We start from the raw sequence: 26,996 nt of genomic DNA, 5'->3' as shown, positions 1-26,996 counted from the left end.
CTTTTTTGCCTTAATGGCGACGTACCCGAAAAGACGGATGCCACGACGTTACCTTGCGCTCGGCAAGGGCCACGGCCCCGTAAAAGGCAGTCCCGGCAAGGGCTGCCAATGCAATTTCCGCCCAGACCATATCAAGGTTCATCCGCCCGACTTCTGTCGAAATGCGAAAGCCCATGCCAACGATCGGGGTGCCAAAAAATTCCGCCACAATCGCGCCAATCAGCGCCAAGGTGGAATTGATTTTAAGGGCGTTAAATATAAACGGCAAAGCCGCCGGGAGCCGCAACCGAAACAGGGTCGACCAATAGCCAGAGGCATAGGTCGCCATTAAGTCCCTTTCCAGGCGCCCGGCCGCATTCAAACCCGAAACCGTATTCACCAGCATCGGAAAAAACGTCATGATCACGATGACCGCGGCCTTTGACTGCCAGTCAAAACCAAACCACATCACCATGATCGGCGCGACACCGATAATCGGCAAAGCCGATACCATATTTCCCAGCGGTAAAAGACCCCGTTTTAAAAACGGCACCCGGTCCACGGCAATGGCAACAATCAACCCGCCGCCACAGCCCAAAACATAACCGGCAATCACGGCTTTTAAAAATGTCTGGCGGAAATCATCCCACAGGATACCGGTGGAATTAACAAAGCGAACCCCGATCATGCTGGGCGGCGGCAACAATACCTGTGGCACGCCACACCCTGCCGTGGTCACTTCCCACAAAAACAATAACCAGATGCCAAAGGCAACCGGCACAATAAGATTAGCCGTTTGCTGTTTGCCATTTTCCAGCGTGTGATAATTGGCAATTACGTCAATCGCCCGCCATACCAGCGCCCATAACGACAAAATAAACATCCAGAAACCATAGGATGCGTATCCGGCCAGGCCGCCATGATAAAGGGCCGCGACAGCCTGCCATGCGCCAAACACAACAATCAGCAACAAAATGCTGGCCCGGACCACACTGGTGACCCCGTACCAGGTAAAAATGACCCCCACGACAACGCAGGCGACCATGGCACTGGCCAGCCCCGGCAGGTCGGCAACAAAGGCGACGTTTTTGCCGGTCTCGATATGCACACCCGATAACGGAAACACCAGCGACAGCAGCGCAAATACCGCTGCAACCAAACAGAATTTATCAAGCTTCCCGGTCATGCCCGCACCCCCATGCGTTCAAGAACCCGTTTTTCCATAAGGCCGACAATCACCACCAACATCGCCGCAACGAAGGCAGCGGTTAACAAGGCCGCCCATATTTGCACCGTTTGCCCGTAATAGGACCCGGCCAGCAAACGCGCGCCAAGGCCCGATTGCGCCCCGGTCGGCAATTCACCGACGATCGCGCCAACAAGGCTAATGGCGATGGCAACCTTTAGGCTGGCAAACAAAAACGGCATCGCCGATGGCCAGCGCAAGGCAACAAATGTTTGCCAGCGCGAGGCATTATAGGTACGCATCAGATCAAGCTGGATATGGTCGGGCGAACGCAAGCCTTTAACCATGCCGATGGTAACGGGGAAAAAACACAAATAGGTCGATATCATCGCCTTGGGGATCAAACCCTTAAGGCCAATTGCCCCCAGCACCACAATGATCATCGGCGCGATGGCCAAAATGGGAATGGTTTGAGAGGAAATCACCCATGGCATCAGGCTTTTTTCAAGCGTTTGCACATGAACAATCCCCACAGCCAGCACAATGCCCAGCAATGTGCCCATGCCAAAGCCCAAAAGGGTAGAGGATAACGTCACCCAGGTATGATAAACCAGCGAGCGTTTGGAGGTGATTTTGGTGGCGAAAATGGTTTTATACATTTCCACCGCCACCTGATGCGGAGCAGGCAGCACCGGGCGGTCCTGAGCAAGCGTTGCTTCAATCAGTTGCGACGCCGTCCAGTCCTGTTTGGCGCGCGCGTAACGGTCGATCTGGCCAGGCATGTTTAAAAAAACCGCCCCGACATACCACAGCACAAACAACCCGATCAGCATCACGCAAACCGGTCCGGTCTGGCCTTTCATCATCCGGCCCCACAGGGTTGGCCCGGCAGCAGCAGTTGGCAAGGTTGCGGCATCAATCGTCATAGCTGTGCCCTGCCCGCAACCCTTCGCGAACGCGATGGGCTACTTCCAGAAATTCCGGTGTTTCGCGCACATCAAGGGTGCGGTCCCTGGCGAAATCGGTTTCAATAATATCAATGATCCGGCCCGGACGCGGCGACATCACCACAATTTTCGACGACAGAAAAACCGCTTCGGGGATCGAATGGGTGACAAACGCCACGGTCTTGTTGGTGCGCGCCCATAATTTCAACAGCTGTTCGTTCAAATGATCGCGGACAATTTCGTCAAGCGCGCCAAACGGCTCGTCCATCAGCAACAAATCAGCATCGAAGCTAAGCGCACGCGCAATCGAGGCGCGCTGCTGCATCCCGCCCGATAGCTGCCACGGGAATTTCTTTTCAAACCCGTTCAGTTCCACCAGTTTCAAGGCGTCATGGCCGCGTTTGATGCGTTCTTCCCTGGAAATCTCCATAATTTCCAGCGGCAGGGTCACATTGCTTTCAATGGTGCGCCACGGCAGCAATGCTGGTGCCTGAAACACATAGCCATAGGCACGCTGCTCGCGCGCTTGCTGGGCCGGGACCCCGTTGACCAGAATATCACCGCCCGTTGCCCGTTCCAGATCGGCAATCACGCGCAAAAGCGTTGTTTTGCCACAGCCCGACGGGCCAATGAACGATACAAACTCGCCGCGACTGATCGTCAGATCCACCTCGGAAAGGGCATAAACCGGGCCATCTGCGGTTTGAAATGTCAGCGACATTTTTTGAATATCAACAACCACATCCTTCGATGCGGTCATCGGCGCCACATTATTGACGACTGCCTTTAACGTCATGGGTGTTCCCCTGATCGATGTCTCTCAAAAACCTCCCTCAGGGACATTGCCCCGAACTTTGCCGGTTTATTTTATGGCCCCCTTCGTATCAACGACGTGCGGGCACTTTACCGGTCAAAGCAGTCCGGCGAACAGGCGGGCTGTTCACCTTAAATTTTGTTTAGTTCCCGTCGGTTAAACGGGTATAGGTCGACGGGCGACGGTCGCGGAAGAACTGCCAGTTATTGCGGGCTTCACGGACCATATCCATGTCCATGTCATGCACAATCAGTTCGTCCTGATCGCGTGATGCCTGTTTTTCAATGACGCCGCGCGGATTAACAAAATAGCTTTGCCCGTAAAACTCGCCAATATCCCACGGCTGTTCACGGCCAACCCGGTTAATCGCGCCAATATAACAGCCATTGGCAACGGCGGATGCCGGTTGTTCCAGCTTCCAGATATATTCCGAAACCCCGGCCACCGTGGCCGACGGATTGACAATATATTCCGCGCCATTAAGGGCCAATGCCCGCCAGCCTTCGGGAAAATGGCGGTCATAACAAATGTAAACACCCAGCTTGCAATATTGGGTTTCAAAAACCGGCCAATTTGATGCACCGGGCTTGAAAAAGAATTTCTCCCAAAAACCGGACACCTGCGGGATATGGGTTTTGCGGTATTTACCCAAATAGGTGCCATCGGCATCAATCACGGCGGCGGTGTTGTAATACACCCCGGTAATGTCTTCCTCATAAATCGGAACAACAATGACCATCTTGTATTTAGCCGCCAGTTCACACATCAGCTGTGTGGTCGGTCCATCGGGAATTTTCTCTGCTGCCGCGTACCATTTGGTATCCTGGCTGGGGCAGAAATAGGGTTGGGTAAATACTTCCTGAAAACACAGAACCTGCACGCCCTGTTTGGCAGCATCCGCGATATAGGGCAGGTGCGCCTCGATCATGGCCTGGCGAATTTCTTCGGGTGACTGGTCCGTGCTGCCCTTAAGCGACATCTGGATCAACCCGCCTCTCAGCATCGACATGCGAGATACCTCCTTGATAATTTTTCGTCCCTGCCCGCTTGTGCCGGTCTGTCTGGACGTTGGTGTGATGTTCGCCGATCAAAATGCCCGCGACCATCAAAGCAAAGGCCGATACGCAAAACAGTACCGGCAAACAAAGCGGCGCGGCCCGATAGGGGCCACGCCTGCCTTTTTACCCGTTCGACGGGAAGTTAAATTCCGCACCCGCACGAATGCCGGTTGGCCAGCGCATGGTGACGGTTTTCAGTTTGGTATAAAAATGCACCGCTTCGGGGCCGTAAATTCCGTGTGACCCGAAAATGGAGCGTTTCCAGCCGCCAAAGCTGTGATAACCGACCGGCACCGGGATCGGCACATTCACGCCGACCATGCCAACCTGAATACGGTCAATAAAGTTACGCGCCGCATCGCCATCACGGGTGAAAATCGCGGTGCCATTGCCATATTCATGCTTGTTGATCAAATCAACCGCCACGTCATAGCTTTCAGCGCGCACAACCGACAGAACCGGGCCGAAAATTTCGTCTTTATAAATCGACATGTCCGGGGTGACGCGGTCAAACAATGTGCCGCCAACAAAATAGCCGTTTTCATAGCCCTGAAGCGTAAAGCCCCGGCCATCAACCACCAGATCGGCACCTTCCTTGATGCCTGCGTCAATGTAACCCAGCACCTTGTCCTTATGCGCCTGGGTAATCACCGGGCCCATATCGGCATCACTATCGGTTGAGGGGCCAATTTTAAGGGCGGCAACCTTGGGTGCCAATGCCTTAACCAAACGATCGGCAGTTTCTTCGCCCACAGGTACGGCAACCGACACCGCCATGCAGCGTTCGCCCGCCGCACCATAACCAGCGCCCATCAGGGCATCAACCGCTTGGTCAATATCGGCATCGGGCATGACGATCATGTGGTTTTTGGCACCACCAAGCGCCTGAACCCGCTTGCCGTTCGCCGTGCCGGTTTTGTAAACATATTCGGCAATCGGGGTGGAGCCAACAAAGCTGATCGCCTGAACATCAGGGTGATGGAGCAAGCCATCAACCGCCACCTTGTCGCCGTGCAACACGTTACAAACGCCCTTGGGCAGGCCTGCTTCATGCAGCAGTTCAACAATCAGGTTCGCCGCAGACGGGTCGCGTTCCGATGGTTTAAGGATAAAGGTATTGCCGCACGAAATCGCCATCGGGATCATCCACAACGGCACCATGGTCGGGAAGTTAAACGGGGTAATCCCGGCAACAACACCTAAAGCATGGCGATCAGCACAGGCATCAACAGCGGTTCCCACATTGCGGCTGAACTCGCCCTTTAACAAATGCGGAATGCCACAGGCAAATTCTACCACTTCTAACGCACGCGCTACTTCGCCCAAGGCGTCGGGGTGGGTTTTGCCATGCTCGGCGGAAATAGCACTGGCAATGTCATCGGCCCGTTTTTCCAACAGGCCCTTAAAGGCAAACATTACCTGGGCGCGTTTGGCCGGCGGCACGCTGGACCAGCTTTCAAACGCTTTTTTGGCTGTCGCAACAACGGCGTTTACATCGGCTTCGGATGCCAAAACAACTTCGCCGGTTTGCTCGCCCGTGGCAGGATTGAAGATGGCGCCGGTGCGCGTGCTTTCACCGCTGGTATGTTCGCCGCCAATGATATGTTCAATACGTTTCATAATTCTTCTTTCCGTGCAGGATCAATCAAGGTTTTTCAGAACGTCGCGAAGGGTTCCAAACAACTCGTCGATATGGGATTTTTCAATGATCAGCGGCGGTGACAGCGCAATGATATCGCCCGTGGTGCGGATCAGGATGCCTTTTTCAAAGGCCTGCAAAAAGGCCGAAAAGGCCCGTTTGGTCGGCTGGCCTTCGATGCTTTCAAGCTCAATCGCACCAATCAGGCCCAAATTGCGCACATCTTTGACCAGTGGCAAATCGGCCAGGCTATGCACCGCATCTTCCCAGTATTGGCCCAGTTCGGCCCCCCGGGTTAACAGCCCTTCTTCTTCGTAAATTTCCAGTGTCGCCAAACCGGCCGCACAGGCAACCGGGTTGCCCGAATAGGTATAACCGTGGAACAGTTCGATCATGTTTTCCGGGCCGGTCATGAAGGCATCATAAATGGCGTCGGTGGCAAAAACCGCCCCCATCGGAATGGTGCCATTGGTCAGGCCCTTGGCCGTCGTCACCATGTCCGGCTGCACATCGAAATAATCAACCGCAAACGGCGTGCCGATCCGGCCAAAACCGGTGATGACTTCGTCAAAAATCAGCAAAATGCCGTGTTTGGTGCAAATTTCGCGCAGGCGCTTCAAATAGCCCTTCGGCGGAATCAACACACCGGTCGATCCTGCAACCGGCTCGACAATGACGGCAGCAATGGTGGACGGGTCATGCAGGGCGCACAGACGTTCAAGGTCTTCGGCCAGCCACACACCGTTTTCCGGCTCGCCGCGGACAAACTTGTTTTCTTCGGGCAAATGTGTATGGCGGATATGGTCAACCCCGCCCAGCATGGTGCCAAATGTTTTACGGTTGGTTGGAATACCGCCCACCGAAATGCCGCCAAAATTTACCCCGTGATACCCACGCTCCCGGCCAATCAGGCGGGTGCGCTGGCCCTCGCCGCGGGCACGATGATAGGCAATGGCGATTTTAAGCGCGGTTTCAACCGATTCCGACCCGCTATTGGTATAGAAAACATGGTTGAGGTCGCCCGGCATTAACTGGGCAAGGCGGGTTGCCAGTTCGAACGCCTTGGGATGGCCCATTTGAAAGGCCGGGGCATAATCCAGCTCGTCGAGCTGGGCGCGAACGGCTTCGTTGATTTTGGCGCGCTTGTGCCCGGCATTGCAGCACCACAAACCAGCGGTTCCGTCCAGTATCTGGCGATTATCGTCGGTGGTGTAATACATGCCTTCGGCAGCGACCAGCATACGCGGGGTTTGCTTGAACTGGCGGTTGGCCGTAAACGGCATCCAGAAGGCGGATAAATCATTGGGGCGGTTGTTTGACGTGGCGGCGGTCATTTGTATCAGGTCTCCCGAACCCTGTTTGGCTTTGCTGGCAACCATATGCCAGTCAACTGATCGATCTTGGCACAACCGGAATTTAACAAGCAATTACAATTACCTGCCATCCGGCAACAGAAATGTGTCACGCAGGACATCTTGCGATCAAGACATGCAAAACTACAGCACAATGACTGTAACTGTCAGTACTGTTTTCGTACAACTAACCCGTATGAGCATGACATCGAAGCGATCCCTGTTTTTTTATTGTTTGCGACACAATTATGTCTATCTTCACTGCCCGGCGCGGTTGCATCCGCAGTGTCGGGTGGCAAAGTGCCTCGCAAATTTAACCTTGCTTTTTAGCGGCTAAAACAGAGATTATTTTAACCTGACCAAACGGTCAAGATAAATACATATAAACACGGGACAGGGTTTATGACCGCATCAGGCAGACCGGCAAACAGCACCCACAAAGCCGCGATCCGACAAGAAAACGAAGCACAAATTCTCGCCGCCGCCGAGCGGGTTTTTGCCGATTACGGCTTCAAGGGGGCCACCACAGCGCGCATTGCCGAGGTCGCCAACGTGCCCAAGGCCAATGTGCATTATTACTTTGCCACCAAAGAGGCGCTGTATCGCCGTGTCATAGAAAATGTCTGTTCGCAATGGCTCGAAGCTGCGATGACATTTGAAAACACCGCCAACCCCGCCACAATCCTGCGCGGCTATATCGAAGCCAAAATGGATTTATCGCGCAGCAACCCCTATGGCTCGCGCGTCTGGGCCCACGAAATTGTCCGTGGGGCCAAATTCTCGTCGGATTATATCTCGACTACGGTCAAAGACTGGCTCGATGGCCGCGTGCGCATCATCCGCCGCTGGATCGCAGAAGGTAAAATGGACGATGTCGAACCCTACAGTCTGATGTACATGATCTTCGCCACCACCCAGCACTATGCCGATTTTTCCAGCCAGATTGAAATTTTCAACGACAACCAGCCGTTGAGCGATGCACAATTTGCGGATGCGAAGGAGAATGTGGTTAGGATTATTTTGCGGGGAGTGGGGTTAATTTAAAAAATATGCATTGATATTTAAATCAAAAACAACTCACCCATAGCACCAAAGTTATTTAATAATTTAAATATATTTTTGAGGTTGAAAATGAGAGACTAGCCAACAAGGACCGATAAATATCACGATGTTTTCAACAAATCATTAGAGTTTCAGGTTAGGTCAACTCCAATTTTAGGCCCTGTTACTGGCGTACTATTTGATGGGACGCGAGACACCGAAATGGCTACAGAGAGTGGTGAACTGGAAAAACTGTCCGCAGAAGCCAATCGGCAAGATTGATCCTTGCACATGGCGAAGATACAAGCACAGGTGGCGCAAGAGCTTGCATTCGCGCATCGTATTGAAAATGCCGAAGAAGTTGAAATTGAGGAATATTACGAAGGTGAAGGCAAAGATGGCTTGGGTGCCAAATGCTGTCTGATCAATTTCCTCACCGGGGATGGAGGGTTTGCAGTCCTCGTTCCATAAGTTCTCGCATGAAGCGTTGATATTTTATTCCGCGCTTGCTGGCTTCAGCCTTGATGCGCTCTAACTGGCTCTCTGGCAAGCGCATGGTCACACGGGCAGATTTATCCTCGAACTCATAGCTCACAGCTTCAGCAGCACCCCAGTCAAAGCTGGAAAGATCTGCCTCTTCTACAAACCGCTCAGCCGCTTCATCTGTTGGTAGACTTGGCCATTGCTGTTTTGACGTGTTCATATTCTTCCACCTCTTTGTCATGCATATAACGAGCACTTATTGGCCGTAAATACATGTCGTCTTCTCTGGCGCGATGCATGTAAACAATGAAAACATGACGCCCCCCGCCGTTTTCGCCAGCTGTTCGATAGCGGGGTTCATCACGGTGAGGATCAGGTATCCGAAAGGTCATTGTTTTAAGCACATGCTCTATTTCGTTCTGGGATACGCCATGCTTGCCGCACTTTGGCCAGTTCCCCTGATCCCATTCAAAACCCGCAACCTTCATGACGTTAGTATGCACCTTTGTATGTACAATCTCAAGAGGAACATATTCGGACAACTCGGAATCAACGCCAGATCGATAAGGAGCCTTGCCAGAAAATTTGCGCGTGAACAGACACTTGCCGAACCTTAAATGGTGTGGAATCCATCACGGATTTTAAAATCAGAAACGGGTTAACAGCAATAAAAAGCACTTCTATTGGACGCTAAACATTCCAATATAATTGGAAGATACCATAATCGCGGCAGGGCAAAGTCTGTGCGGAACAACCATTAATACACGACCTTATGCCACCGTAAAAAACGCGGGCCGTGTGTATAGCTAGCCCGAGGGAAATTTATTTTCAAAATCGACATCGCTCCCTGCAATTCCCATTCTTTTGCATAGTTGTACAACCCCTAAACGTGCCAATTTAACAAAGATGATTGGACTGTATAGGCGACGGTTGTATGGAATACAGATGCAAGTTCTCGTTAGCGTTGTTTTCAGCAATCCTGCTAACTAGCCCCGCAAGGGATGTTGCGGGTGCAGACGTTTTGTTGCCCGTTAACGGGCACGTTTCAAGCCCGCAAGATCCGTCTTCCAACCCACAAATTACCACCATGCCCTTTGGCAACAAAAACCAGCACAACCCGCCTTTACCGCCCGCACGGTCCGCCATTGCCGATGCCATACAGGGCCCAAACGCAACAAAGTGTACAACACTTCGCGTCAGCGGGGCATGGGGATGGGAACCTGTGACATATCTTGATGGTCAGAATGTCGCACGCGGTGTTGCCATTGATATTTTGCAGGAATTTGCGCGCCAAAACCGGATCGAACTGGAGGTGAACCTCGACATCCCCTGGACCCGGGCGATGTTAATGCTAGCCAATGGCGAGATTGATGCTATGGCCGGTGCCTATTTTACCGAAGAACGCGACAAGGAATTTTTGTATTCCCTGCCCTTCGCATCCGACGACATCATGGTGTTTCAAAATGCCGACCATACATTTGTCGTTAACGAAACCCGCGACCTGATCAATCATCGCGGTGCGCGGCCCCAGGGCGGCAGCTATGGCGATTTTCTGGATCATTATGCGGCTGATTATCTGGATATTATTTTTTCGCCCACCGGCAATCGCATCATGGATTTACTGACCAGCCACCGCGTTGATTACGTGATGCTGGGCCGCTATGACGGGTTGGCAAATATTGCCAATGACCATATCAGCCGCGAAATTCATATGGTGGAACGCCCGCTGGTGGCGAACCCTGTCATGTTTATGTTCTCGCGCAAATCGCCATGTATGAAAATGGTGCCTAAGCTTGATACTTTCATCCATCATCTTGACGAAACCGGGCGCCTGACCAAAATGACCGAAACCCACCTGCCTGCCCCACCACAAAACTGAAACTTACGCGCAACAAAAAACGGGCCACCGGTAAAGGCGGCCCGCAAGGGAGGGGTGTTATGTGATTGCGAAGGTTTCCCTTCGAGCAAACTGTTCACGAAGCCGTTGCCGCCTGTTTTTCATCTGCCTTTGCCAGAACCGCATCGAGCAGCACCTGCCCACCGGCATCTGACCAGTGTTTATGAACTTCCTCGATCTCATTATGGGAAATACCATCGACACAGGGGATAAAGATCATTGCGGTTGGGGTGACATGGGCGAGATAGCAGGCATCGTGCCCAGCACCCGATACGATTTCGCGGGCCTTATAACCACCGCGTTCCGCGCCCTTGCGCACGGCATCGACACAGGATGTGTCGAACGGCACCGGGGCATAATAGAAGATCTGCTCGAACGCGCAGTCAAGGCCGATGCCGGATTTTATGTCTTCCACCCCTTTGCGGAGCGCAGCATCCATATCGGCGAGAACCGCGTCATCCGGGTGGCGAAAATCGACCGTCAGGAACACCCGACCGGGGATAACATTGCGCGAATTGGGGTGGATTTGCATCATGCCGACCGTGGCACAGGCCAGCGGCCCGCGATCGAGGCCAATTTTATTGACCAGTTCAATGATGCGTGCCGCGCCCAAAAGCGCATCCTTGCGCGAGGTCATCGGGGTGGGTCCGGCATGGGCTTCCACCCCGGTCAGGGTGATTTCATACCAGCGCTGGCCTTGGGCATCGGTCACAATGCCAATATCCATGCCTTCATCTTCCAGGATCGGCCCCTGTTCGATATGGGCTTCAAAATAGGCCCCCATCGGGTGGGCATCAATCGTGGCGTCGTCTTCGCCCATATAGCCGATGCGTTTAAGTTCCTCGCCCATGGTTTTGCCATCAACATCAGCGCGGGAATGACCGTAATCGAGGTCAAACACCTTGGCAAACACACCCGATGCCACCATTGCCGGGGCAAAGCGCGAGCCTTCTTCGTTGGTCCAGCAGGCGATTTCTACCGGGGCTTCGGTTTCGTATTTGGCATCGTTAAGCGCACGGATCACTTCCAACCCGCTTAACACACCATAAACGCCGTCATATTTGCCGCCGGTCGGCTGGCTATCAAGGTGGCTTCCGGCGACAATCGGCGGCAGGTCAGGATTTTTGCCTTCCCGGCGGGCAAAAATATTGCCCATTTTATCAATCCGGATCGAACAGCCTTCGTCCTTGCACCATTTGATAAACAAATCGCGGCTTTCGCGGTCCAGATCGGTCAGGGCCAGACGACAGACGCCATCCTTGGGCGTCTTGCCGATTTTGGCCATTTCCATCAGGCTATCCCAAAGCCGGTCGCCATTGATCGTCAGGTTGCGGGCAGTTGACGCAGCAGTCATTGCAGAATTTCCTTTCATATGTGGGGCATATAAATACGGTGGTGTCAGCCTGCTGCGGTTACTCGGCAGCGTCGCGCATCGGGTTCAGCGGATGTTGCGGCCAGCTCATATAGGGTTTGTCGGTTTTAACCGGCTCCATCGTAATACAATCAGGCACCGGGCAAATGTGGTAGCACAGGTTGCAGCCCACACATTCCTCATCGATCACAACAAATTCCTTGCCGCCTTCGGGCTTGGCATTCATCGCAATTGCCTGATGCGAGGTATCTTCGCACGCAATATGGCAACGGCCACATTCAATGCATTTGTCGGGGTCAATCACGGCCTTGGTGTCGAAATTCATGTTCAATTCGTTCCAGTCGGCCACCTGGGGCACGGCCTTGCGGGTGAATTGTTCAACACTGGCATAGCCTTGGTCATCCATCCATTGCGACATGCCATCAATCAGGTCATCAACCACGCGGAAACCGTAAATCATCGCTGCCGTACACACCTGTACTGCGTTGGCACCCAGCGCCATAAATTCAGCGGCATCCTTCCAGGTGGTAATGCCACCAATACCCGAAATTTCCAGCGCCTGTGTTTCCGGCGTGCGGGCAATTTCAGCAACCATATTCAACGCAATCGGCTTTACCGCCGACCCGCAATAGCCCCCGTGGGTTCCTTTGCCATCCACCATCGGTTCGGGCACCATTTGGTCCAGATCGACCGAGACGATAGAGTTAACAGTATTAATAAGCGATACCGCATCCGCCCCGCCCTTGAGCGCAGCTTCGGCAGACCACAGGATATTGGTAATATTCGGCGTTAATTTGGTGAAAACCGGAATATCGACCGCTTCCTTGACCCAGCGGGTGACTTGTTCCACCAGTTCAGGCACCTGACCAATGGCCGAGCCCATGCCGCGTTCGCACATGCCATGCGGGCAGCCGAGGTTAAGCTCGATACCATGAACCCCGCTTTCGGCAATTTGCTGGGCCAGGTCTTTCCACACCCGTTCTTCAATCGGTGCCATCATTGATCCGATAATGACATGATCGGGCCATTCTGCCCGGCATTCGCGAATTTCCTGCAAATTTACCGCCAAAGGCCGGTCGGAAATTAGTTCGATATTATTAATGCCCAACAGGCGGCGGTTTTGATCGTGATGCGCCCCATAGCGCGATGACACATTGATTACCGGCGGATCAATGCCCAGCGTTTTCCACACCACACCGGCCCAACCGGCCTGAAAGGCCCGCACCACGTTGTATTTTTTATCGGTCGGCGGGGCAGATGCCAGCCAGAACGGGTTCAAACTCTCAATCCCGGCAATTTTGCAGCTTAAATCAGCCATGTTCTCTCTCCTTGGCGGGCAATGCTCAGGCGGTTTTTAAAAAGGCATCAATGGCGATGGCGGCACATTTGCCATCTTCAACCGATTGAACGGTTAAATCCTCGCCGCTTTTGATGCAGTCGCCCCCGGCAAAAATACCCGCTGCCGTTGTTTGATATTTGTCATCGACCACAATCTTGCCGCCGGTAATTTCCATACCCGCAAGGTCATCGGTTTTAATTTTTTGCCCAATGGCTTTTAAAACCTGATCGGTCTTGATCTCGAAGGTTTCACCGGTGCCAACCAGCTTGCCACTGGCATCAAGGGCAGTTTTTTCAAACACCATGCCCATCAGGCGACCATTAGCCTTAATCGCCACCGGTTTGGCCCAATAGCGCACGATAACACCGTTGATTTTGGCCAGTTCCTGTTCAAATTCGGTGGCCGACATATTTTGCGGACCACGGCGATAAACCAGCGTTACATCTTCCGCCCCCAGGCGCTTGGCCTGCACGGCGGCATCAATCGCGGTATTGCCGCCACCAATCACCACAACCGATTTGCCGACCGGCATGGCGGATTTATCCACCGATTGACGCAGGTTTTCGATAAAGCCAATAGCATCATCCACACCCCCGGCTTCTTCGCCCGGCAAACCCAGATTATTAGTGGCCCCAAGGCCAACGCCGACAAACACGGCATCGAACTGGTCGCGCAGCGCGCCTAGCGTCACATCACGGCCCAGCACCTTGCCATATTCAATTTCAATGCCGCCAATGCCCAGCAAAAACTCAACTTCGCGCTGGGCAAAATCGTTGGTCATTTTATAGGCCGCAAGGCCATATTCATTTAGCCCGCCCGGCTTTGCCTTGGCTTCAAACACCGTCACATCATGGCCCAACATTGCCGCCCGGTGCGCGCAGGACAAACCGGCAGGGCCCGCGCCCACAACAGCAATTTTCTTGCCTGTCACGGCGGCGCGTTTAAACGGATGGGGTAAATTGCGTGCCATTAAATGGTCAACGGCATAGCGCTGCAAACTGCCAATTTCAACGGCTTCGTCCTCGGCCACATTGCGCACGCAGGCCTGTTCGCACAAAACTTCTGTCGGGCAGGCGCGCGCGCAGGTGCCCCCCATGATGTTGGCCGACAAAATGGTTTTCGCCGCCCCATCGGGGTTTTGGGTGCTGATTTTACGGATAAAGCTGGGAATATCAATCGATGTCGGGCACGCCGTAACACAGGGTGCGTCATAACAATAAAGGCAGCGGTTGCTTTCGGCCATCGCCTGCAAGGTCGAAAAGGCTGGATGCAGATCGTTAAAATTATCGTCGATGGCAACCGCCGACATCTGGCCGGTTTGCAAAGCGGGCTTTGCCTGCTGGGTCGTCATTCCATGTCTCCCTGCGCTAAAGGCGTCCTCTCCTGCGTCAGCGAAAGACATGTTCGCATTGAAATACACAGCACAGATACATCACGGGCGTTCATGACACAGCAAAGCCTGCCACCGCTGACATATCCGACAAATGTATTCCTGGCGTTTTTCAACAAACCCGATGCAATGGCGTGCGGCGGGTTGTCGATCCCATTTTATTCTGCCGCGTTTTTGTCATTAAAACTTGCATACGCGGTCAGAAGCCTCTCTCTGACCTAAGCAGGATGACCAATCCTGATCATTTGGTCAAGATTAAAAATGCACCACCCGAATGATCCTGAAAAATAAGGCATCCCGCCATTTCACAGTCCGGATACCGCGATAATCGCAAACCACAACCAATTTTATTTAAAATCACAGATAGTTTTTCGGGAACATCTTACAACCAGCAGCGTTCATCCCCAATTCCAGGGGGTTAGACGTTCGGGCAAAACCACATCCGCCACCCGGTCTTCCGTCCTTCTGGCCAAATCAAAAGCAGCAAAACACCTGCCATACCGCGACAGCACGACCGGGGTTCAGTCCATGTTTCCACGCACCGCACCTCCCCGCTCCCACACTTGTTTTGTCACGGGAAAAACGGCCCGTTTTGCCGCCACACCGTTGGCCGGGGAATATCGCCGTCACCAAACATGCAGGGAGTATTACGCACACAATGACATTTCATCCCGTCCCTTTTTTACGGAGCATTCACCATGTCCGAGCATCCCATTCTTGTCGGGTTTGACGGCACCGACGCGGCCCACCGGGCCGTAAAATTTGCCGGCATCCGCGCCGAAGCCGAAGGTTGCCCCATTCACATTGCCTATATTCTGGAATGGTCCCCCTACAGCTTTTTATCCGCTCAGGAACTTGAAGAACGCCACCAGCGCCGCAGCGAGGAACTGGTGCGCGCCGAAAGCACACTCAACCCCGCCCTGGAAATTCTGAAAAACAAAAACATCAAGGTCACCTATGAAGTCCGCTACGGGCATTCGGGCGAACTGATGTGCAAAATTGCCAAGGAACAACAAGCCACCCAGATCATCATTGGCCGCAAGGGCGGATCGGCGCTTGGCGCACGGTTGCTTGGCAGTCTGGCCCTGACACTGGTGCAGGCCGCCCCTTTGCCGGTAACGGTTGTCCCATAAGCCGACGGCACCGCGAACAGGAACACGCGTAACCAAAAAAGACAAAATCAGGAGCACCTCATGTTTTCGTCCAAATGGATTCCTGCCTCCGTGGCCGGTGTCGCCATTTTATTCTACGCCCAACTGGCCCAGGCGCAGGAAAGCGGCATGGACAAGGCCATCAACGAAACAATCGCCCCGATCTCGAACGTGATCGCCGGGGCGATTTTTTATTCCGTCTCCATCGGCGACATCGAATTTCCTCTTATTGTCGGCTGGCTGGTGCTGGCGGCCACCATTTTCACCCTGTATTTCGGTTTTGTGCAGTTTCGGATGTTTGGCCACGCCATTGCGCTGGTCAAAGGCGATTATTCCAACCCCGATGATGCGGGCGAAGTTTCGCATTTTCAGGCATTGACCACCGCCCTTTCGGGCACTGTCGGCCTTGGCAATATTGCCGGGGTTGCCGTTGCCATTTCCATTGGCGGGCCGGGCGCCACATTCTGGATGATTTTGGCCGGGCTTTTGGGCATGGCCTCAAAATTCACCGAATGCACATTGGGCGTTAAATATCGCAATGAATATCCCGATGGTCGCGTTTCGGGCGGGCCGATGTATTATTTGACCAAAGGCCTGTCCGAACAGGGTAAACCCGGTCTGGGCCGGATATTGGCAATTGTATTTTCCATTTGCTGTATTGGCGGGGCGGTTGGCGGCGGCAACATGTTTCAGGCCAACCAGGCGTTTCAGCAAATTGTAAATGTTACCGGCGGCGAACAAAGTTTCATCGCCAATAGCGGCTGGCTGTTCGGGCTGATCATGGCGGCGATTGTGGGGATGGTGATTATTGGTGGCATCAAATCCATTGCCAAGGTCACCGAAAAAATCGTGCCCTTTATGGCGGTGATTTATATGGTGTCAGGGTTGATCATTATCGGCATGAATATCGAACATGTCGGCGACGCCTTTTACCGCATTTTTGACGGTGCTTTTACCGGTGCCGGTGTGGCTGGCGGCACTGTTGGCGCATTGATCCAGGGCTTCAAACGGGCGGCATTTTCCAACGAAGCGGGTATTGGCTCGGCCGCCATTGCCCACTCTGCCGTGCGGACCAAGGAACCCATTACCGAAGGCTATGTTGCCCTGCTGGAACCGTTTATTGATACGGTGGTAATTTGCACCATGACCGCTGTGGTCATTACCATTTCCGGGCAGTTGCAAACCGATTTGACCGGCGTTGAACTGACATCGGCGGCCTATGCCACGGCCTTCACATGGTTTCCGCTGGTTCTGGCCGTTGCGGTGGTTTTGTTTGCCTTTTCCACCATGCTGTCATGGTCCTATTACGGGTTAAAGGCCTGGACCTATCTGGTGGGTGAAGGCAAAGGCAAGGAAATGATCTTCAAGGGGTTTTTCTGCCTGTGCGTCATTCTTGGTGCCAGCATGAATTTGGGCCCGGTGATCGACTTTTCCGACGCCATGATCTTTGCCATGGCCCTGCCTAACGTGATCGGCCTTTATTTTCTGATGCCGGTCGTAAAACGCGAGGCAAACCAGTATTGGCAAAAAATCGACCGTGGCGAAATTCGCAAGGTCAAGGATATCGAAGCCGAAAGTGCGCGCGCCCGCTAACATCTGGCGCATACCTCATCCTGTCGTATCAGACACCCGCCGTGGCACGCCGTGGTGGGTGTTCTGGTGCGTGCCCTTCCCGTCTGCCAGTATCAAATCACCGGCTTTGCAGAACTGCCTTGCAACACATCCCCTATGCAATCGGCGCGAAATATGCAATTTTGGGCGCAATCAGGCGTGCATTTGTGATATGACGCGCCGATAGAGAGAGAATTTCCCCGCACCCCTGAAAAAAAGACCCGACGATATGAGTGATCAATCGCGCCGTTCCGAATTGTTGATGCCTGCTGGCTCTTTGGAAAAGCTGAAAATTGCCGTGCTGTATGGGGCCGATGCCGTATATATGGGCACGCCCGATCTGTCGTTGCGGGTCAAAAGCCAGATGACGCTGGATGATGTGGTCGAAGGCATTGGCTTTGCTCACGCACATGGCGTGCGGGTTTATCTGACGCTCAACCTGTTTTCGCACAATAAAGACATCGCCAAACTGCCGGAATATGTTGATACCGTGCGCAAGGTGATGCCCGATGGCTTGATTGTCGCCGACCCCGGCGTTTTCATGTTTGTGCGCGAACATGCCCCGGAACTTGATTTGCATGTCTCCACCCAGGCCAATGTCTGTTCGTGGCAAAGCGTTAAATTCTGGCAGCAAATCGGCGCGAAACTGGTGGTGCTGGGCCGCGAGGTTTCCTACGAGGAACTAACCGAAATTCGCGAAAAATGCCAGGACATCAAACTGGAAGCCTTCGTGCATGGCTCCATGTGCATGACCTATTCCGGGCGTTGCCTGCTGTCAAACTTCATGGCCGAACGCGGGGCGAACCAGGGCGCATGTGCCAATTCATGCCGCTGGAAATACAAGGTCCATATGAAACTGAAAGACGGCACGGTTAAAGAGCTGAAGCTGTCTGAAGAAAACATGGAAATGTTTGATTTCTTCCTTGAAGAAGAAATGCGCCCCGGCGAATTGATGGAAATTCAGGAAGACGAACGCGGGTCTTATATTTTGAACTCGCGCGATCTGTGCATCATGCCGAAACTGGAAGATTACCTGAAAATCGGTGTCGATAGCCTGAAGGTCGAAGGACGCGGCAAAAGCCCGTATTATGCCGGGCTGGTCGCGCGCGCCTATCGCATGGCGATTGATGACTGGTACGACGACCCCGAAAACTGGTCGCCCGAACCCTATATGAAGGAACTGGCAACCATCCCCAACCGGGGCTACACGCTGGCCTTCCATGAAGGCCGTCTGACCAATTACGCACATGGCTATGACAATGCCTCGAACGTGTCGGACTGGGAATTTGCCGGGCTGATTGACAGCGTTGAAGACGATGCCTTTGTCATTTCAGTTAAAAACCGCCTGCTGGCGGGCGATGTTTTGGAAATTGTGCCGCCCAAGGGCCGCAAAACCATTTTCATCCGCATGTATGAATTTATCGATGCCAAAACCGGCAAAGTCGGCGAAGCGGTTCATGCCGGCGCCAAACCGACGGTCCGCATTCCGTTTTCACTGTTTGAACTGGAAGACCCGGACTATCTGCGCACCGCCTTCCCGCCGCTAACCATCATCCGCAAGGAAAAGGCCCTGACGCCCGATGAATGGCAGCGCATGAAACTGGATCAGGAAGGCCATAAAATTGAAATGGGCAAGGGCAACCCGGAACGCTATGACGCCAAACGCGACGCCTTGCAAACCGCCCTTGATGACCGCGAGAAAGACCGCACCTTCCGCACCCCGCGTGTGGGAACACAAGGCTGTTGTGGCCGGGGCTGCAACGGCTGCCTGATTTTCTGGCACGACCCGCAATACGCCAAAGCCCGCGAAATCCTTGGCAAACGCAAACAGGGCGAAATGCTGGAACATGACGGGAAGACGGTGGCGGCGGAGTAAACACTCGCCTGATATGCCAGCAACCCGCCTTATAAAAACCCGCAATTGTTCAATGACGATTGCGGGTTTTGCATTTGTCTTAAACGGAAAATTACAACGAGCGTCGCGCTGCTTCTTCGAGAAAGCCGGAAATGGCACGTTTGCCATACTTTGCTTCAATCTGATCAATCAGATTGGCATCCAGCGTCAGATTAATACGTCGTTTCTTGCCCGGTACGGACACAGTAATTGCAACAATTCCAGCCGCGTCTTTCGGCACTTCAACCAGTTGCGTTGGCACAGGAATTGGTTCGCCGTCTTCATGCATCCCGTCGATATGAAACGTCAGGGCTTCCGTCCCCATTTCCACCAGTTCGCTCATGTTTGATGCCGCACTGACGCAGCCGGGAAAATCGGGGAATGATATTCCGAAATCACTACCGTCATCTTTATGCACCAAACCCCAATAGGTTTGTTTCATTTTGGTATTCTCCGCAATCACGCTGCTATCTGTTATCGGGAAAGCCACCTAGCGCAGCTTGACCCCGGATTGTTCTTCAATGCTTTTGACTGTTTTTATCGGAAGGTCTCGCTTTGGATGCGGCACCGTCACTCGTCCCGGTTTTGTCGGGTGCCTCAATTGATGATGGCTACCTTTTGTGCGAATAATTTCCCAACCATCGGCCAAAAGACACTTTAAAACATCCCGACTGTTCATAACTTCCTAACCGTCAATATATGCGCATTATGCGCATCATTCAAGACCCGCCATCCCATAACGCCATGTCACCCCAACTCAAACCGGATATCCTGCGCCCCTTCCCACAGGGTCATTTTGCCCAGTTTCACCACATCATCGAGATTACTGGTGATGGTAATGAAATGATTACCTGCAAGCTGACCGACCTTCGATGCAAAATGAACCCCGCCATAGGCCAGCAAAATTTCAGTTTCGCTGATCCCGCCGGGATAAAGAATGATCTGGCCGGGTGCCGGATAGCTGGTGTGGTTTTCATAATCGACACCAAACTGATAATCGCCCAGCGGCATCCATACCCCCTCGCCGCTCCAGCGGACGTGAACGGCTTTGCTTTCAAATGGCAAGCGTTCAAGAAACTTAGCACAGGTTTTAGGTGCGGCTTCGGTTTCCAGTTTGGCATCAAACACAAACGGGCCAGCCGTGATTTTCAATTTGGTCATTCCCAGTTTCTTTCTTTATGGGGTGTAACGCCGAGCCAACAGACCATACAGGCGGGCATCAGGGATGGGCGACCGTACGATCACTACATTGCCCCTGCTTTAGGGCATAGCTTAACCAGCCCAGTTGCCAACCGGTTTTGTCCAACACTGGAAGATGTTCATAACATATTGTGGCATTGGGCGATTTGGGCGGCGGATAAGGTGTTGCAGTATACACCGGGCCAGGCACATTATCGGGCACCGCCTGATCAAACAATACCGGTTTGCTTTTACCCGAGGGATCGCTGACACAGCGCATATAGCTGCCGCTATCGCCCATCATATCAATCACAATCTGCCCGTCCCCATTTTGCCCCGCATCGACCACACGCGCCGGTGGTGTCGGGTCGGCATTCAAACAGCCTGCCACCTGATTATAAATAACCGGTAATCCGTCTGACCAGTCGTCAGCCATGGCCGGGCGGCTGGGCATGACAAGGGTGGGGGGCAAACGATCGGGGCTGGTGGCAACATCGCCCGTCGGCAATGTTTGACACCCGGTCAGAACAAAAGGTGATATGCCCGCCAGCGCCAGACAGACTCTGGACAATCGGGTTGTCGTGATCATGCGTAGCAGTTCCTGTTTTGCGGCCCAAAGACGGATAAAGCCCATATCGACACGGATGGTGACGACAGTGTGATCGTATTTTTCGGTATTGGCAATGCTGGCTTGTATGCCATCACTATTTCAAAAAACGGCCCGTTTTCTGATAGTTGAGAACATGAAAATCACGCCAAAAACCAAGGGGATGCCACGGTTTTTCGGGGTATGCCAAAAAACATGTTTCGGTGATAAAAAAACCGCTTGCACCAAATAAAAAACAGGCGTAAATCCCGGCTTGCCCAAAGTCGCACGTGCCTGTGGTGGTCCGGATCAGGAACCCTGTAGGACTTACTTAAAGCAACGACGGTGTAGGGCTTTTTTGGTCTCAGGTGGTTGTCCAAATACCACCGACACTGAAGAGGCACACCATCATTGCCCGCCGTGCGGAATGGCATTTCCCATTCTTATATCGAGGCAACTTTCGCGAACCCGGATCATCGGTGTTCACGTCTGGCATGACGATAGACCGCATTTTGCGCCTCCACCGCGTCAGAATGCATCAGGTGTCGCTATGCTCTTTATAGTGGAATGGGAGAACGCCCCCATGGCAACGCAGCGTATTATTGATTTTCTTGCCCAGAACCGACCGGAAGGTCCGTGCCTTGTTGTTGATCTGGATGTCATCCAACGCAATTACGAAACCTTTACCCGTGCCCTGCCGGACTCGCGCATTTTTTATGCCGTCAAAGCAAACCCGGCACCGGAAGTTCTGAGCCTTCTGGCCGATCTTGGCAGCAATTTCGACACCGCATCGGTGCCTGAAATTGAAATGGCAATGGCCGCTGGTGCCTCTGCCGAACGCATTTCATTTGGCAACACCATTAAAAAAGAACGCGACATTGCCCGTGCCTATGCACTGGGTGTGCGTCTGTTCGCCGTTGATTGTGTTGAAGAAGTTGAAAAAATTGCCCGTGTTGCCCCGGCATCACGCGTGTTTTGTCGCATCCTGACCGACGGTTTTGGTGCCGAATGGCCACTGTCGCGCAAATTTGGTTGCGCACCGACCATGGCGCTCGACGTGTTGCAACATGCCCATCACCTGGGCCTGGATGCCTATGGTGTGTCGTTCCATGTGGGGTCACAGCAATGCAACCTTGATGCCTGGAACACTGCGCTAGGCGAAGCCGCGATGATTTTCCGCACCCTGGCGGAAAAAGGCATTACGCTGCGTATGGTTAATATGGGCGGCGGTTTCCCGACCCGTTACCTGCGCGATGTGCCGAAAACCGAAGCCTATGGTGCCGCTATTGTTGATGCCCTTCATGATCATTTCGGCAATCACATGCCCGAAACCATCATTGAACCGGGCCGTGGCATGGTCGGCGATGCAGGCGTGATCAAAGCCGAAGTGGTGCTGATTTCGCGCAAGCACGAAGACGATCCGGTGCGCTGGGTGTACCTTGATATTGGTAAATTTGGCGGCTTGGCCGAAACCATGGACGAAGCCATTCGCTATCCCATTACCACCATCCATGATGGCGGCGCTGTGGCCCCGTGCGTTCTGGCCGGTCCGACCTGTGATTCAGCCGATGTGATGTATGAAAAGAAACCCTACGATCTGCCGATTGCCTTAACAATTGGCGACGAAGTTCTGATCGAAGCCACGGGTGCCTATACCACAACCTATGCATCGGTGGCGTTTAACGGCTTTTCGCCGTTAGCCGCCTATATCATTTAGGCACCCCGCCAATGATTGTCATTGATCGCGAAGGTGCTTCGTCCCACATCGATCGGGAAAAGCTTCTGGATCGCGTGATGGGACCGGACCGGTTTAAAAAATCGTCCGAACTGATCCGTGCGGGCCGCCTTCCGGCCGACGGGCTGGCCTTTGTTGCCCACAATGGCAAACACATAATCGGCACCGTCCGGTTATGGAATGTCGATGCGGGCAATGCAGGTTCAGCCCTGATGCTGGGTCCGCTTGCCGTGGAAAAGGTCTATAATGGTTCCGGTGTCGGGGCGGGTTTGATGTATGCAGCCATCAATGCCGCCCATGATGCAGGCCACCGCGCCATTCTTCTGGTCGGCGACCCACAATATTACGCCCGGTTCGGCTTTGTTGCCGCCCCGGCAGCGGGCCTGTCGATGCCTGGTTATTTTGACCGTCACCGGTTTTTGGGCTTAAACCTTGGCGAAAATGTTCTGGATGGAACCCGTGGCGTTCTGCGCCCGACCGGACGTTACAAGGCCCATTAAAATCACGCTACCATGCCTTCCACCCATAAAAATCCCCGCCAAAAATCATTGGCGGGGATTTTCCATAACTCAGTTTATGGCAGCATAATCACGTCGAGCAAATATCAGCTTTCACAAGCATTGCGTGACAACCAGCCAATAAACACGCCATCCTTTTCCAGCTTTTTATGCTGATAACACGCATCAGCCGGATAGGCCCCCGATGCGGGGGTGAACATGACATCGCGTTCGCCGGGCAAAACATTGGTTGCCCCTTCGACTGCTTCAACATGAATGTCGCCCAACCCTGTCGTCGGGGCGAGGCAATCATAGCGCCCGCCGTTAATATTAACGGTGCGAACACCTACCGTCCCATGGTTCATCGGCCACGCCTTCAGCACTGAAGGCAAATCACCGACCGGACGCTGCAAGCACGCTTTGATCGCGGGCATCATATCATCAAAATAACGGGTCCATTCCGCATTACCGCTTTGCATCAAAGAGGCCACCGTAACGACCTCGAAATCCCCCGGGGCCAGCACCAGCCCGGCAATTTCGGCCGAAACGCTACAGCCGGTCTTGCTGCCATCTGCCAGCGACGACCAGGTCGCGTTTTGGCCTTTGCCGCGCAATTCATAGTCGTCATTGCCATACATAAAGCCCGATGCCGCCCGTTTTTGCGGCAAAATTAACGGCTCGCGCCCTAAAAATTCGATCCGGACCTGATCATTATCCTGATCAAAGCTGGCATAAAACCGCGATTGATCATCGCAAACAAAGGTTTGCCGACCGTCAGGTTCAGACATTTCAGTCGCCGCCAGCTCGGTTTTCAGCCGGGTTTGCACCAGCTTGGCCTGGGTTTGCGCGCTGCTGATTTCGTGCTTGTCGGGCGCACTGACATTGCCATTAATGCGTTTTTCGCCGGTCTGATACTTGCCTTTGGCAAAATCAAGCTGCAGTTCATATTCCAAAACGGCGCCCTTGGCCGCAGCATTGGCAACTGTACTGCCGAAATTGCTGCGTGTTGCGCGCTCTTGAAACCGCAATAACGTGCCATTGCTAAAATAAAACGCAATATCCGACGCACCATAATCCGCCAGATCGCGGCTTTGGCGAATCAAAACCGGCTGGCCTTCATCGGTGACAAAGGCTTCAAAACTGCCATCGCCCTGGTCTGCCGCATATTTCCTGGCGATTTTGCGATATTGCGACAGGCTTTTATCAATTTTGCCGGTTAGCTTGTCGGTCCGGGATTTTTGCGCCTGATGCCCCTTGTCGACACCGGGTTGCTGGCGCAACATTGCGACTTCAATATTAACCGCATCCGGGTTGCCGCCAGTTAACACCTGATAGGATGTTTCGTTGCGAAACAGGTTTTTACCCGCCCCGTCCGAAATAACAGCCTCAACCGCATAGCGATGATCAGGGTCAATGCTGCTCGTTTGATAAGGCAGTTCAAAAACCATCGGCGGATTAGTCGCCGGTTGGGATTTTGCCGCAATCTCGCTGGCGGGCACATCGGCCCGCGACATATCAAGCAACCTTACCGTCAGGATATTGGACGGTGTCATCGCAATGCGTTCGCGATAATAAACCGTCCCTGCAATCGTATCTGTTTGTGGCGCAGGCAGGCTGCACGCAGCGACCGACATGATCGCTGCAAATGCCATACCAACACGCACCTTGTCCCATCGGAAAGGTGAGATCTTCATTTTGTCCTCGGATTTGCTCGTTCTTCTAGACCCGTTTCTAATGTTGATCGCAAAAGACAAGAAAACCAAGACCAAAAAACGGCAAAGTTGCTTCTTTTCTAAAACATTACAAAACTGCCATCGACCAACTATGAATGATCAGGCCGCAGATAACGCAACATAAAACTATCGATGCGCGATATTCAACCTACCCGGCAAAAGCATGACACGGGGCACCAGCAATACCGGTTTCAATCGATAACACCGCACCTTCAAGCGGCCGTTCGCCCGATGTGCCTGCCGCCGCGGATGTGATAAACAAAGTGGTCATATCCGGGCCACCAAAAACACAGCTGGTCGGGTTGGTAACCGGCAAATCGATAATCCGGTCAACCTCGCCCGTCGGATCAAACCGGATCAGGCACGACGCCCCATAGCGCGCATTCCAGATATAACCGTCACAATCCATGGCCGACCCATCCATGCCGCCCCGCCCCTCAACCGAACAAAACAGGCGCGGGTTGCTGGCGGTGCCGGTTTTCATATCAAAATCATAAACATCCATCCGGTTGGCCAGGGTATCGCCAAAAAACATTTTGGTGCCATCGGCGGACCATAACAAGGTATTGGTAATACCAACATTTGCGGCAAACCGTGTCACGGTGCCATCTGCATCCACCCGGTTTAAGGTGCCGCTATGGCCGGTGATGGCCACATCTTCGCCGTTCGGGCCGATATTGTTTTGCATTGTGCCATGCCAGAACCGCCCCATCGGGTCGACACGGGCTTCGTTCGACCGGTTTTGAACATGGTCTTTATCAGGGGCCACAAACGCTGTCAGCTTTTCACTGGCCGGGTCAAAAAACGCCAGTTCATCGTGTAGCGCAAGCAGGAAACCGCCTTGCGTGCGTGGTACAATCGCCGAAATCAATTTATCAAACTGCCAGGTTTGCAAGTGATTGCTGGCCGGGTGCCAGCCAAAGGCCGCCTTGCCGATAATATCCACCCAGTACAATGTTGCGTTGGACTGATCCCAGAACGGGCCTTCGCCCAACTGGCAGCGAAGGTCTGGCAATGGCGTGTTTATCTGTGTCATGGCGTTTCCCTGATTATGCCCTTTAACGGCTTGATACTGCGTTTGGCGGTGTTTGGCTGATGAAAGCGGCGTACAAAATACCCCGAAAACCCGCATCGTTATTGCTAACGCGGGCAGCGCCGGCTGAAAAGCCATAAAATAATACAAAAGGACACACACGGCATTTTCGATATGCAATCGCAACTCGGTTGCATTTAGGCCACGTTATTGATAAGCATTCTCATAATTGTAGCTGACAGCGTTTCCGTGCCCGTTCCCCGTCATGCGGCCATGCCCCAACCGAGTTTAATAAGCGATGTTTGATCTAAAGGATGTAGGCTTTCGCACCGAAGGCAAAGCCGCCAAAACCCTGCTGTCTGATATTACCGTATCGTTTCCCACCCGCGCGTTTTCGGCCATTGTCGGGCATAACGGGTCGGGGAAAAGCACGCTTCTTAAAATACTTGCCCGCAAATACCGCCAGTTTAGCGGTGATATTCGCATGGGGACGGTCGCATTGACCGATCATTCCATCCGCGATTTTGCCCGCAAGGTGGCCTATCTGCCGCAAAACCCCACGGTACCACCGCATCTCAGCGTGCGCGAACTGGTCGGTTTCGGGCGTTATCCGTGGCGTGGGGCGTTTGGCCGTTATCGTGCGTCTGATTACGAAAAAATCGATCAGGCAATGGTGCAAACCCATGTTGACGGCTTTGCCGACCGGCTGGTTTCCAGCCTGTCAGGCGGCGAACGCCAACGGGTGTGGCTTGCGATGTTATTGGCACAAGATGCGCCCATTTTGCTGCTTGATGAACCAACAAGCGCCCTTGATGTCGGCCACCAACGCGACATTTTGCACCTGGTGTCGGATTTGAAAAACACCATCGGCCTGACCGTGATTGCCGTTTTGCATGATATCGACATGGTAGGGCGTTTCGCCGACCATATCTTGGCCTTGCGCCACGGCACAACCTGCTGGCAGGGCGATGCCCGGGACTTTATGCAGGCCGATACATTACAGCACATTTACGATGCCGACATTGGCGTAATCACCGTGCCCCAATCCAACATTTCCATCAGCTACATCGCATAGAGGGC

Annotated in this window: 26 protein-coding genes; 9 read left to right on the top strand and 17 right to left on the bottom strand. The window is 53.3% G+C overall.

Annotated features, from left to right (window positions below):
* Positions 1-10 precede the first annotated feature (10 nt).
* From TMES_RS14860 to aptA, 6 genes are all read right to left on the bottom strand, one after another.
* Positions 11-1,165: an ABC transporter permease gene (locus TMES_RS14860; RefSeq protein ID WP_085583901.1), complete on the bottom strand. Its 1,155-nt coding sequence runs from the start codon at positions 1,163-1,165 to the stop codon at positions 11-13.
* Positions 1,162-2,091, bottom strand: a complete 930-nt coding sequence (locus TMES_RS14855) for an ABC transporter permease (RefSeq protein WP_085583899.1) — start codon at positions 2,089-2,091, stop codon at positions 1,162-1,164. Before TMES_RS14855 ends, TMES_RS14860 begins: the two co-directional genes overlap by 4 nt.
* Complete coding sequence (locus TMES_RS14850; protein ID WP_085583965.1) at positions 2,081-2,872, bottom strand: ABC transporter ATP-binding protein; 792 nt, start codon at positions 2,870-2,872, stop codon at positions 2,081-2,083. Before TMES_RS14850 ends, TMES_RS14855 begins: the two co-directional genes overlap by 11 nt.
* Positions 2,873-3,068: 196 nt before the next feature.
* Positions 3,069-3,935 (bottom strand): nitrilase-related carbon-nitrogen hydrolase, encoded by an 867-nt coding sequence (locus TMES_RS14845; RefSeq protein WP_085583897.1) that lies wholly within the window; start codon positions 3,933-3,935, stop codon positions 3,069-3,071.
* 172 nt (positions 3,936-4,107) lie between these two features.
* Entirely contained in the window at positions 4,108-5,604 is a 1,497-nt protein-coding gene (locus tag TMES_RS14840; protein ID WP_085583895.1) for a CoA-acylating methylmalonate-semialdehyde dehydrogenase, read from the bottom strand.
* Positions 5,605-5,625: 21 nt separating this feature from the next.
* Positions 5,626-6,957, bottom strand: coding sequence for an omega-aminotransferase AptA (aptA, locus tag TMES_RS14835; protein ID WP_085583963.1), 1,332 nt, complete (start codon positions 6,955-6,957; stop codon positions 5,626-5,628).
* A gap of 420 nt (positions 6,958-7,377) precedes the next feature.
* Here aptA and TMES_RS14830 point away from each other — a divergent pair, with 420 nt between their 5' ends.
* Together TMES_RS14830 and TMES_RS22650 are read left to right on the top strand one after the other, a co-directional pair.
* Complete coding sequence (locus TMES_RS14830) at positions 7,378-8,019, top strand: TetR/AcrR family transcriptional regulator (protein ID WP_085583893.1); 642 nt, start codon at positions 7,378-7,380, stop codon at positions 8,017-8,019.
* A 288-nt stretch (positions 8,020-8,307) separates the two neighbouring features.
* The gene (locus TMES_RS22650; RefSeq protein WP_143589673.1) at positions 8,308-8,487 is read left to right on the top strand and encodes a hypothetical protein; all 180 of its coding nucleotides are present in this window, start codon (positions 8,308-8,310) and stop codon (positions 8,485-8,487) included.
* On the opposite strand, the gene TMES_RS14825 is transcribed toward TMES_RS22650, so the two are convergent.
* Together TMES_RS14825 and TMES_RS14820 are read right to left on the bottom strand one after the other, a co-directional pair.
* Entirely contained in the window at positions 8,450-8,719 is a 270-nt protein-coding gene (locus TMES_RS14825; RefSeq protein WP_085583891.1) for a CopG family antitoxin, read from the bottom strand. The two genes, TMES_RS22650 and TMES_RS14825, sit on opposite strands and share 38 nt — an antisense overlap.
* Positions 8,676-8,987, bottom strand: a complete 312-nt coding sequence (locus TMES_RS14820; RefSeq protein WP_085583889.1) for a BrnT family toxin — start codon at positions 8,985-8,987, stop codon at positions 8,676-8,678. Before TMES_RS14820 ends, TMES_RS14825 begins: the two co-directional genes overlap by 44 nt.
* Positions 8,988-9,586: 599 nt before the next feature.
* Between TMES_RS14820 and TMES_RS14815 the strand changes: the two genes are divergently transcribed.
* Positions 9,587-10,378, top strand: coding sequence for a substrate-binding periplasmic protein (locus TMES_RS14815; RefSeq protein WP_085583887.1), 792 nt, complete (start codon positions 9,587-9,589; stop codon positions 10,376-10,378).
* Between the two features lie 94 nt (positions 10,379-10,472).
* On the opposite strand, the gene TMES_RS14810 is transcribed toward TMES_RS14815, so the two are convergent.
* Genes TMES_RS14810 through TMES_RS14800 form a run of 3 tightly spaced genes read right to left on the bottom strand, consistent with a single transcriptional unit; the run spans position 10,473 to position 14,458 of the window.
* On the bottom strand, positions 10,473-11,750 hold the full coding sequence (locus TMES_RS14810; protein ID WP_085583885.1) for a Zn-dependent hydrolase: 1,278 nt from the start codon (positions 11,748-11,750) through the stop codon (positions 10,473-10,475).
* Positions 11,751-11,808: 58 nt separating this feature from the next.
* The gene (gene preA / locus TMES_RS14805) at positions 11,809-13,086 is read right to left on the bottom strand and encodes an NAD-dependent dihydropyrimidine dehydrogenase subunit PreA (RefSeq protein ID WP_085583883.1); all 1,278 of its coding nucleotides are present in this window, start codon (positions 13,084-13,086) and stop codon (positions 11,809-11,811) included.
* 25 nt (positions 13,087-13,111) lie between these two features.
* Positions 13,112-14,458, bottom strand: coding sequence for an NAD(P)-dependent oxidoreductase (locus tag TMES_RS14800; protein ID WP_085583881.1), 1,347 nt, complete (start codon positions 14,456-14,458; stop codon positions 13,112-13,114).
* A gap of 737 nt (positions 14,459-15,195) precedes the next feature.
* On the opposite strand from TMES_RS14800, the gene TMES_RS14795 reads away from it, so the two are divergent.
* From TMES_RS14795 to TMES_RS14785, 3 genes are all read left to right on the top strand, one after another.
* The gene (locus tag TMES_RS14795) at positions 15,196-15,630 is read left to right on the top strand and encodes a universal stress protein (protein WP_085583879.1); all 435 of its coding nucleotides are present in this window, start codon (positions 15,196-15,198) and stop codon (positions 15,628-15,630) included.
* 60 nt (positions 15,631-15,690) lie between these two features.
* Positions 15,691-17,241 (top strand): alanine/glycine:cation symporter family protein, encoded by a 1,551-nt coding sequence (locus TMES_RS14790; RefSeq protein WP_085583877.1) that lies wholly within the window; start codon positions 15,691-15,693, stop codon positions 17,239-17,241.
* 247 nt (positions 17,242-17,488) lie between these two features.
* Positions 17,489-19,135, top strand: a complete 1,647-nt coding sequence (locus tag TMES_RS14785) for a peptidase U32 family protein (RefSeq protein ID WP_085583875.1) — start codon at positions 17,489-17,491, stop codon at positions 19,133-19,135.
* A 91-nt stretch (positions 19,136-19,226) separates the two neighbouring features.
* On the opposite strand, the gene TMES_RS14780 is transcribed toward TMES_RS14785, so the two are convergent.
* From TMES_RS14780 to TMES_RS14765, 4 genes are all read right to left on the bottom strand, one after another.
* A complete protein-coding gene (locus TMES_RS14780) occupies positions 19,227-19,595 on the bottom strand; it encodes a type II toxin-antitoxin system HicB family antitoxin (RefSeq protein WP_085583961.1) in 369 nt (122 codons plus the stop codon).
* Positions 19,596-19,643: 48 nt separating this feature from the next.
* Complete coding sequence (locus TMES_RS14775; RefSeq protein WP_085583873.1) at positions 19,644-19,832, bottom strand: type II toxin-antitoxin system HicA family toxin; 189 nt, start codon at positions 19,830-19,832, stop codon at positions 19,644-19,646.
* 68 nt (positions 19,833-19,900) lie between these two features.
* The gene (locus TMES_RS14770; protein WP_085583872.1) at positions 19,901-20,314 is read right to left on the bottom strand and encodes a DUF3830 family protein; all 414 of its coding nucleotides are present in this window, start codon (positions 20,312-20,314) and stop codon (positions 19,901-19,903) included.
* Positions 20,315-20,372: 58 nt separating this feature from the next.
* Positions 20,373-20,921: a hypothetical protein gene (locus tag TMES_RS14765; RefSeq protein ID WP_085583870.1), complete on the bottom strand. Its 549-nt coding sequence runs from the start codon at positions 20,919-20,921 to the stop codon at positions 20,373-20,375.
* Between the two features lie 580 nt (positions 20,922-21,501).
* On the opposite strand from TMES_RS14765, the gene TMES_RS14760 reads away from it, so the two are divergent.
* Positions 21,502-22,635: a type III PLP-dependent enzyme gene (locus tag TMES_RS14760; protein WP_085583868.1), complete on the top strand. Its 1,134-nt coding sequence runs from the start codon at positions 21,502-21,504 to the stop codon at positions 22,633-22,635.
* Positions 22,636-22,646: 11 nt separating this feature from the next.
* The gene (locus TMES_RS14755) at positions 22,647-23,153 is read left to right on the top strand and encodes a GNAT family N-acetyltransferase (RefSeq protein ID WP_085583866.1); all 507 of its coding nucleotides are present in this window, start codon (positions 22,647-22,649) and stop codon (positions 23,151-23,153) included.
* Between the two features lie 104 nt (positions 23,154-23,257).
* Here the strand turns inward: TMES_RS14755 and TMES_RS14750 are convergent, their stop codons facing one another.
* Both TMES_RS14750 and TMES_RS14745 read right to left on the bottom strand, forming a co-directional pair.
* Positions 23,258-24,844, bottom strand: coding sequence for a YbaY family lipoprotein (locus tag TMES_RS14750; RefSeq protein ID WP_085583864.1), 1,587 nt, complete (start codon positions 24,842-24,844; stop codon positions 23,258-23,260).
* Between the two features lie 187 nt (positions 24,845-25,031).
* On the bottom strand, positions 25,032-25,919 hold the full coding sequence (locus TMES_RS14745) for an SMP-30/gluconolactonase/LRE family protein (protein WP_085583959.1): 888 nt from the start codon (positions 25,917-25,919) through the stop codon (positions 25,032-25,034).
* A 295-nt stretch (positions 25,920-26,214) separates the two neighbouring features.
* Here TMES_RS14745 and TMES_RS14740 point away from each other — a divergent pair, with 295 nt between their 5' ends.
* Positions 26,215-26,991, top strand: coding sequence for an ABC transporter ATP-binding protein (locus TMES_RS14740; RefSeq protein ID WP_085583862.1), 777 nt, complete (start codon positions 26,215-26,217; stop codon positions 26,989-26,991).
* The last annotated feature ends 5 nt before the right edge of the window (positions 26,992-26,996 follow it).

Source organism: Thalassospira mesophila, assembly GCF_002115755.1.
Taxonomy (GTDB): domain Bacteria; phylum Pseudomonadota; class Alphaproteobacteria; order Rhodospirillales; family Thalassospiraceae; genus Thalassospira; species Thalassospira mesophila.
The sequence above is the reverse complement of the archived record's forward strand: the minus strand, read 5'-3'. Positions and strand labels throughout refer to the sequence as shown.

Excerpts from the sequence above, each read along its gene's own strand:
- TMES_RS14770 (WP_085583872.1), bottom strand. The coding sequence starts at position 20,314 with ATGACCAAATTGAAAATCACGGCTGGCCCGTTTGTGTTTGATGCCAAA.
- TMES_RS14800 (WP_085583881.1), bottom strand. The coding sequence starts at position 14,458 with ATGACGACCCAGCAGGCAAAGCCCGCTTTGCAAACCGGCCAGATGTCG.
- TMES_RS14750 (WP_085583864.1), bottom strand. The coding sequence starts at position 24,844 with ATGAAGATCTCACCTTTCCGATGGGACAAGGTGCGTGTTGGTATGGCA.
- TMES_RS14775 (WP_085583873.1), bottom strand. The coding sequence starts at position 19,832 with ATGAACAGTCGGGATGTTTTAAAGTGTCTTTTGGCCGATGGTTGGGAA.
- TMES_RS14765 (WP_085583870.1), bottom strand. The coding sequence starts at position 20,921 with ATGATCACGACAACCCGATTGTCCAGAGTCTGTCTGGCGCTGGCGGGC.
- TMES_RS14760 (WP_085583868.1), top strand. The coding sequence starts at position 21,502 with ATGGCAACGCAGCGTATTATTGATTTTCTTGCCCAGAACCGACCGGAA.
- TMES_RS14815 (WP_085583887.1), top strand. The coding sequence starts at position 9,587 with ATGCCCTTTGGCAACAAAAACCAGCACAACCCGCCTTTACCGCCCGCA.
- TMES_RS14810 (WP_085583885.1), bottom strand. The coding sequence starts at position 11,750 with ATGACTGCTGCGTCAACTGCCCGCAACCTGACGATCAATGGCGACCGG.
- TMES_RS14785 (WP_085583875.1), top strand. The coding sequence starts at position 17,489 with ATGAGTGATCAATCGCGCCGTTCCGAATTGTTGATGCCTGCTGGCTCT.
- TMES_RS14795 (WP_085583879.1), top strand. The coding sequence starts at position 15,196 with ATGTCCGAGCATCCCATTCTTGTCGGGTTTGACGGCACCGACGCGGCC.
- TMES_RS14850 (WP_085583965.1), bottom strand. The coding sequence starts at position 2,872 with ATGACCGCATCGAAGGATGTGGTTGTTGATATTCAAAAAATGTCGCTG.
- TMES_RS14740 (WP_085583862.1), top strand. The coding sequence starts at position 26,215 with ATGTTTGATCTAAAGGATGTAGGCTTTCGCACCGAAGGCAAAGCCGCC.
- TMES_RS14830 (WP_085583893.1), top strand. The coding sequence starts at position 7,378 with ATGACCGCATCAGGCAGACCGGCAAACAGCACCCACAAAGCCGCGATC.
- TMES_RS14845 (WP_085583897.1), bottom strand. The coding sequence starts at position 3,935 with ATGTCGATGCTGAGAGGCGGGTTGATCCAGATGTCGCTTAAGGGCAGC.
- preA (WP_085583883.1), bottom strand. The coding sequence starts at position 13,086 with ATGGCTGATTTAAGCTGCAAAATTGCCGGGATTGAGAGTTTGAACCCG.
- TMES_RS14790 (WP_085583877.1), top strand. The coding sequence starts at position 15,691 with ATGTTTTCGTCCAAATGGATTCCTGCCTCCGTGGCCGGTGTCGCCATT.
- aptA (WP_085583963.1), bottom strand. The coding sequence starts at position 6,957 with ATGACCGCCGCCACGTCAAACAACCGCCCCAATGATTTATCCGCCTTC.
- TMES_RS14755 (WP_085583866.1), top strand. The coding sequence starts at position 22,647 with ATGATTGTCATTGATCGCGAAGGTGCTTCGTCCCACATCGATCGGGAA.
- TMES_RS14840 (WP_085583895.1), bottom strand. The coding sequence starts at position 5,604 with ATGAAACGTATTGAACATATCATTGGCGGCGAACATACCAGCGGTGAA.
- TMES_RS14820 (WP_085583889.1), bottom strand. The coding sequence starts at position 8,987 with ATGAAGGTTGCGGGTTTTGAATGGGATCAGGGGAACTGGCCAAAGTGC.
- TMES_RS14745 (WP_085583959.1), bottom strand. The coding sequence starts at position 25,919 with ATGACACAGATAAACACGCCATTGCCAGACCTTCGCTGCCAGTTGGGC.
- TMES_RS14825 (WP_085583891.1), bottom strand. The coding sequence starts at position 8,719 with ATGAACACGTCAAAACAGCAATGGCCAAGTCTACCAACAGATGAAGCG.
- TMES_RS14860 (WP_085583901.1), bottom strand. The coding sequence starts at position 1,165 with ATGACCGGGAAGCTTGATAAATTCTGTTTGGTTGCAGCGGTATTTGCG.
- TMES_RS14780 (WP_085583961.1), bottom strand. The coding sequence starts at position 19,595 with ATGAAACAAACCTATTGGGGTTTGGTGCATAAAGATGACGGTAGTGAT.
- TMES_RS14855 (WP_085583899.1), bottom strand. The coding sequence starts at position 2,091 with ATGACGATTGATGCCGCAACCTTGCCAACTGCTGCTGCCGGGCCAACC.
- TMES_RS22650 (WP_143589673.1), top strand. The coding sequence starts at position 8,308 with ATGGCGAAGATACAAGCACAGGTGGCGCAAGAGCTTGCATTCGCGCAT.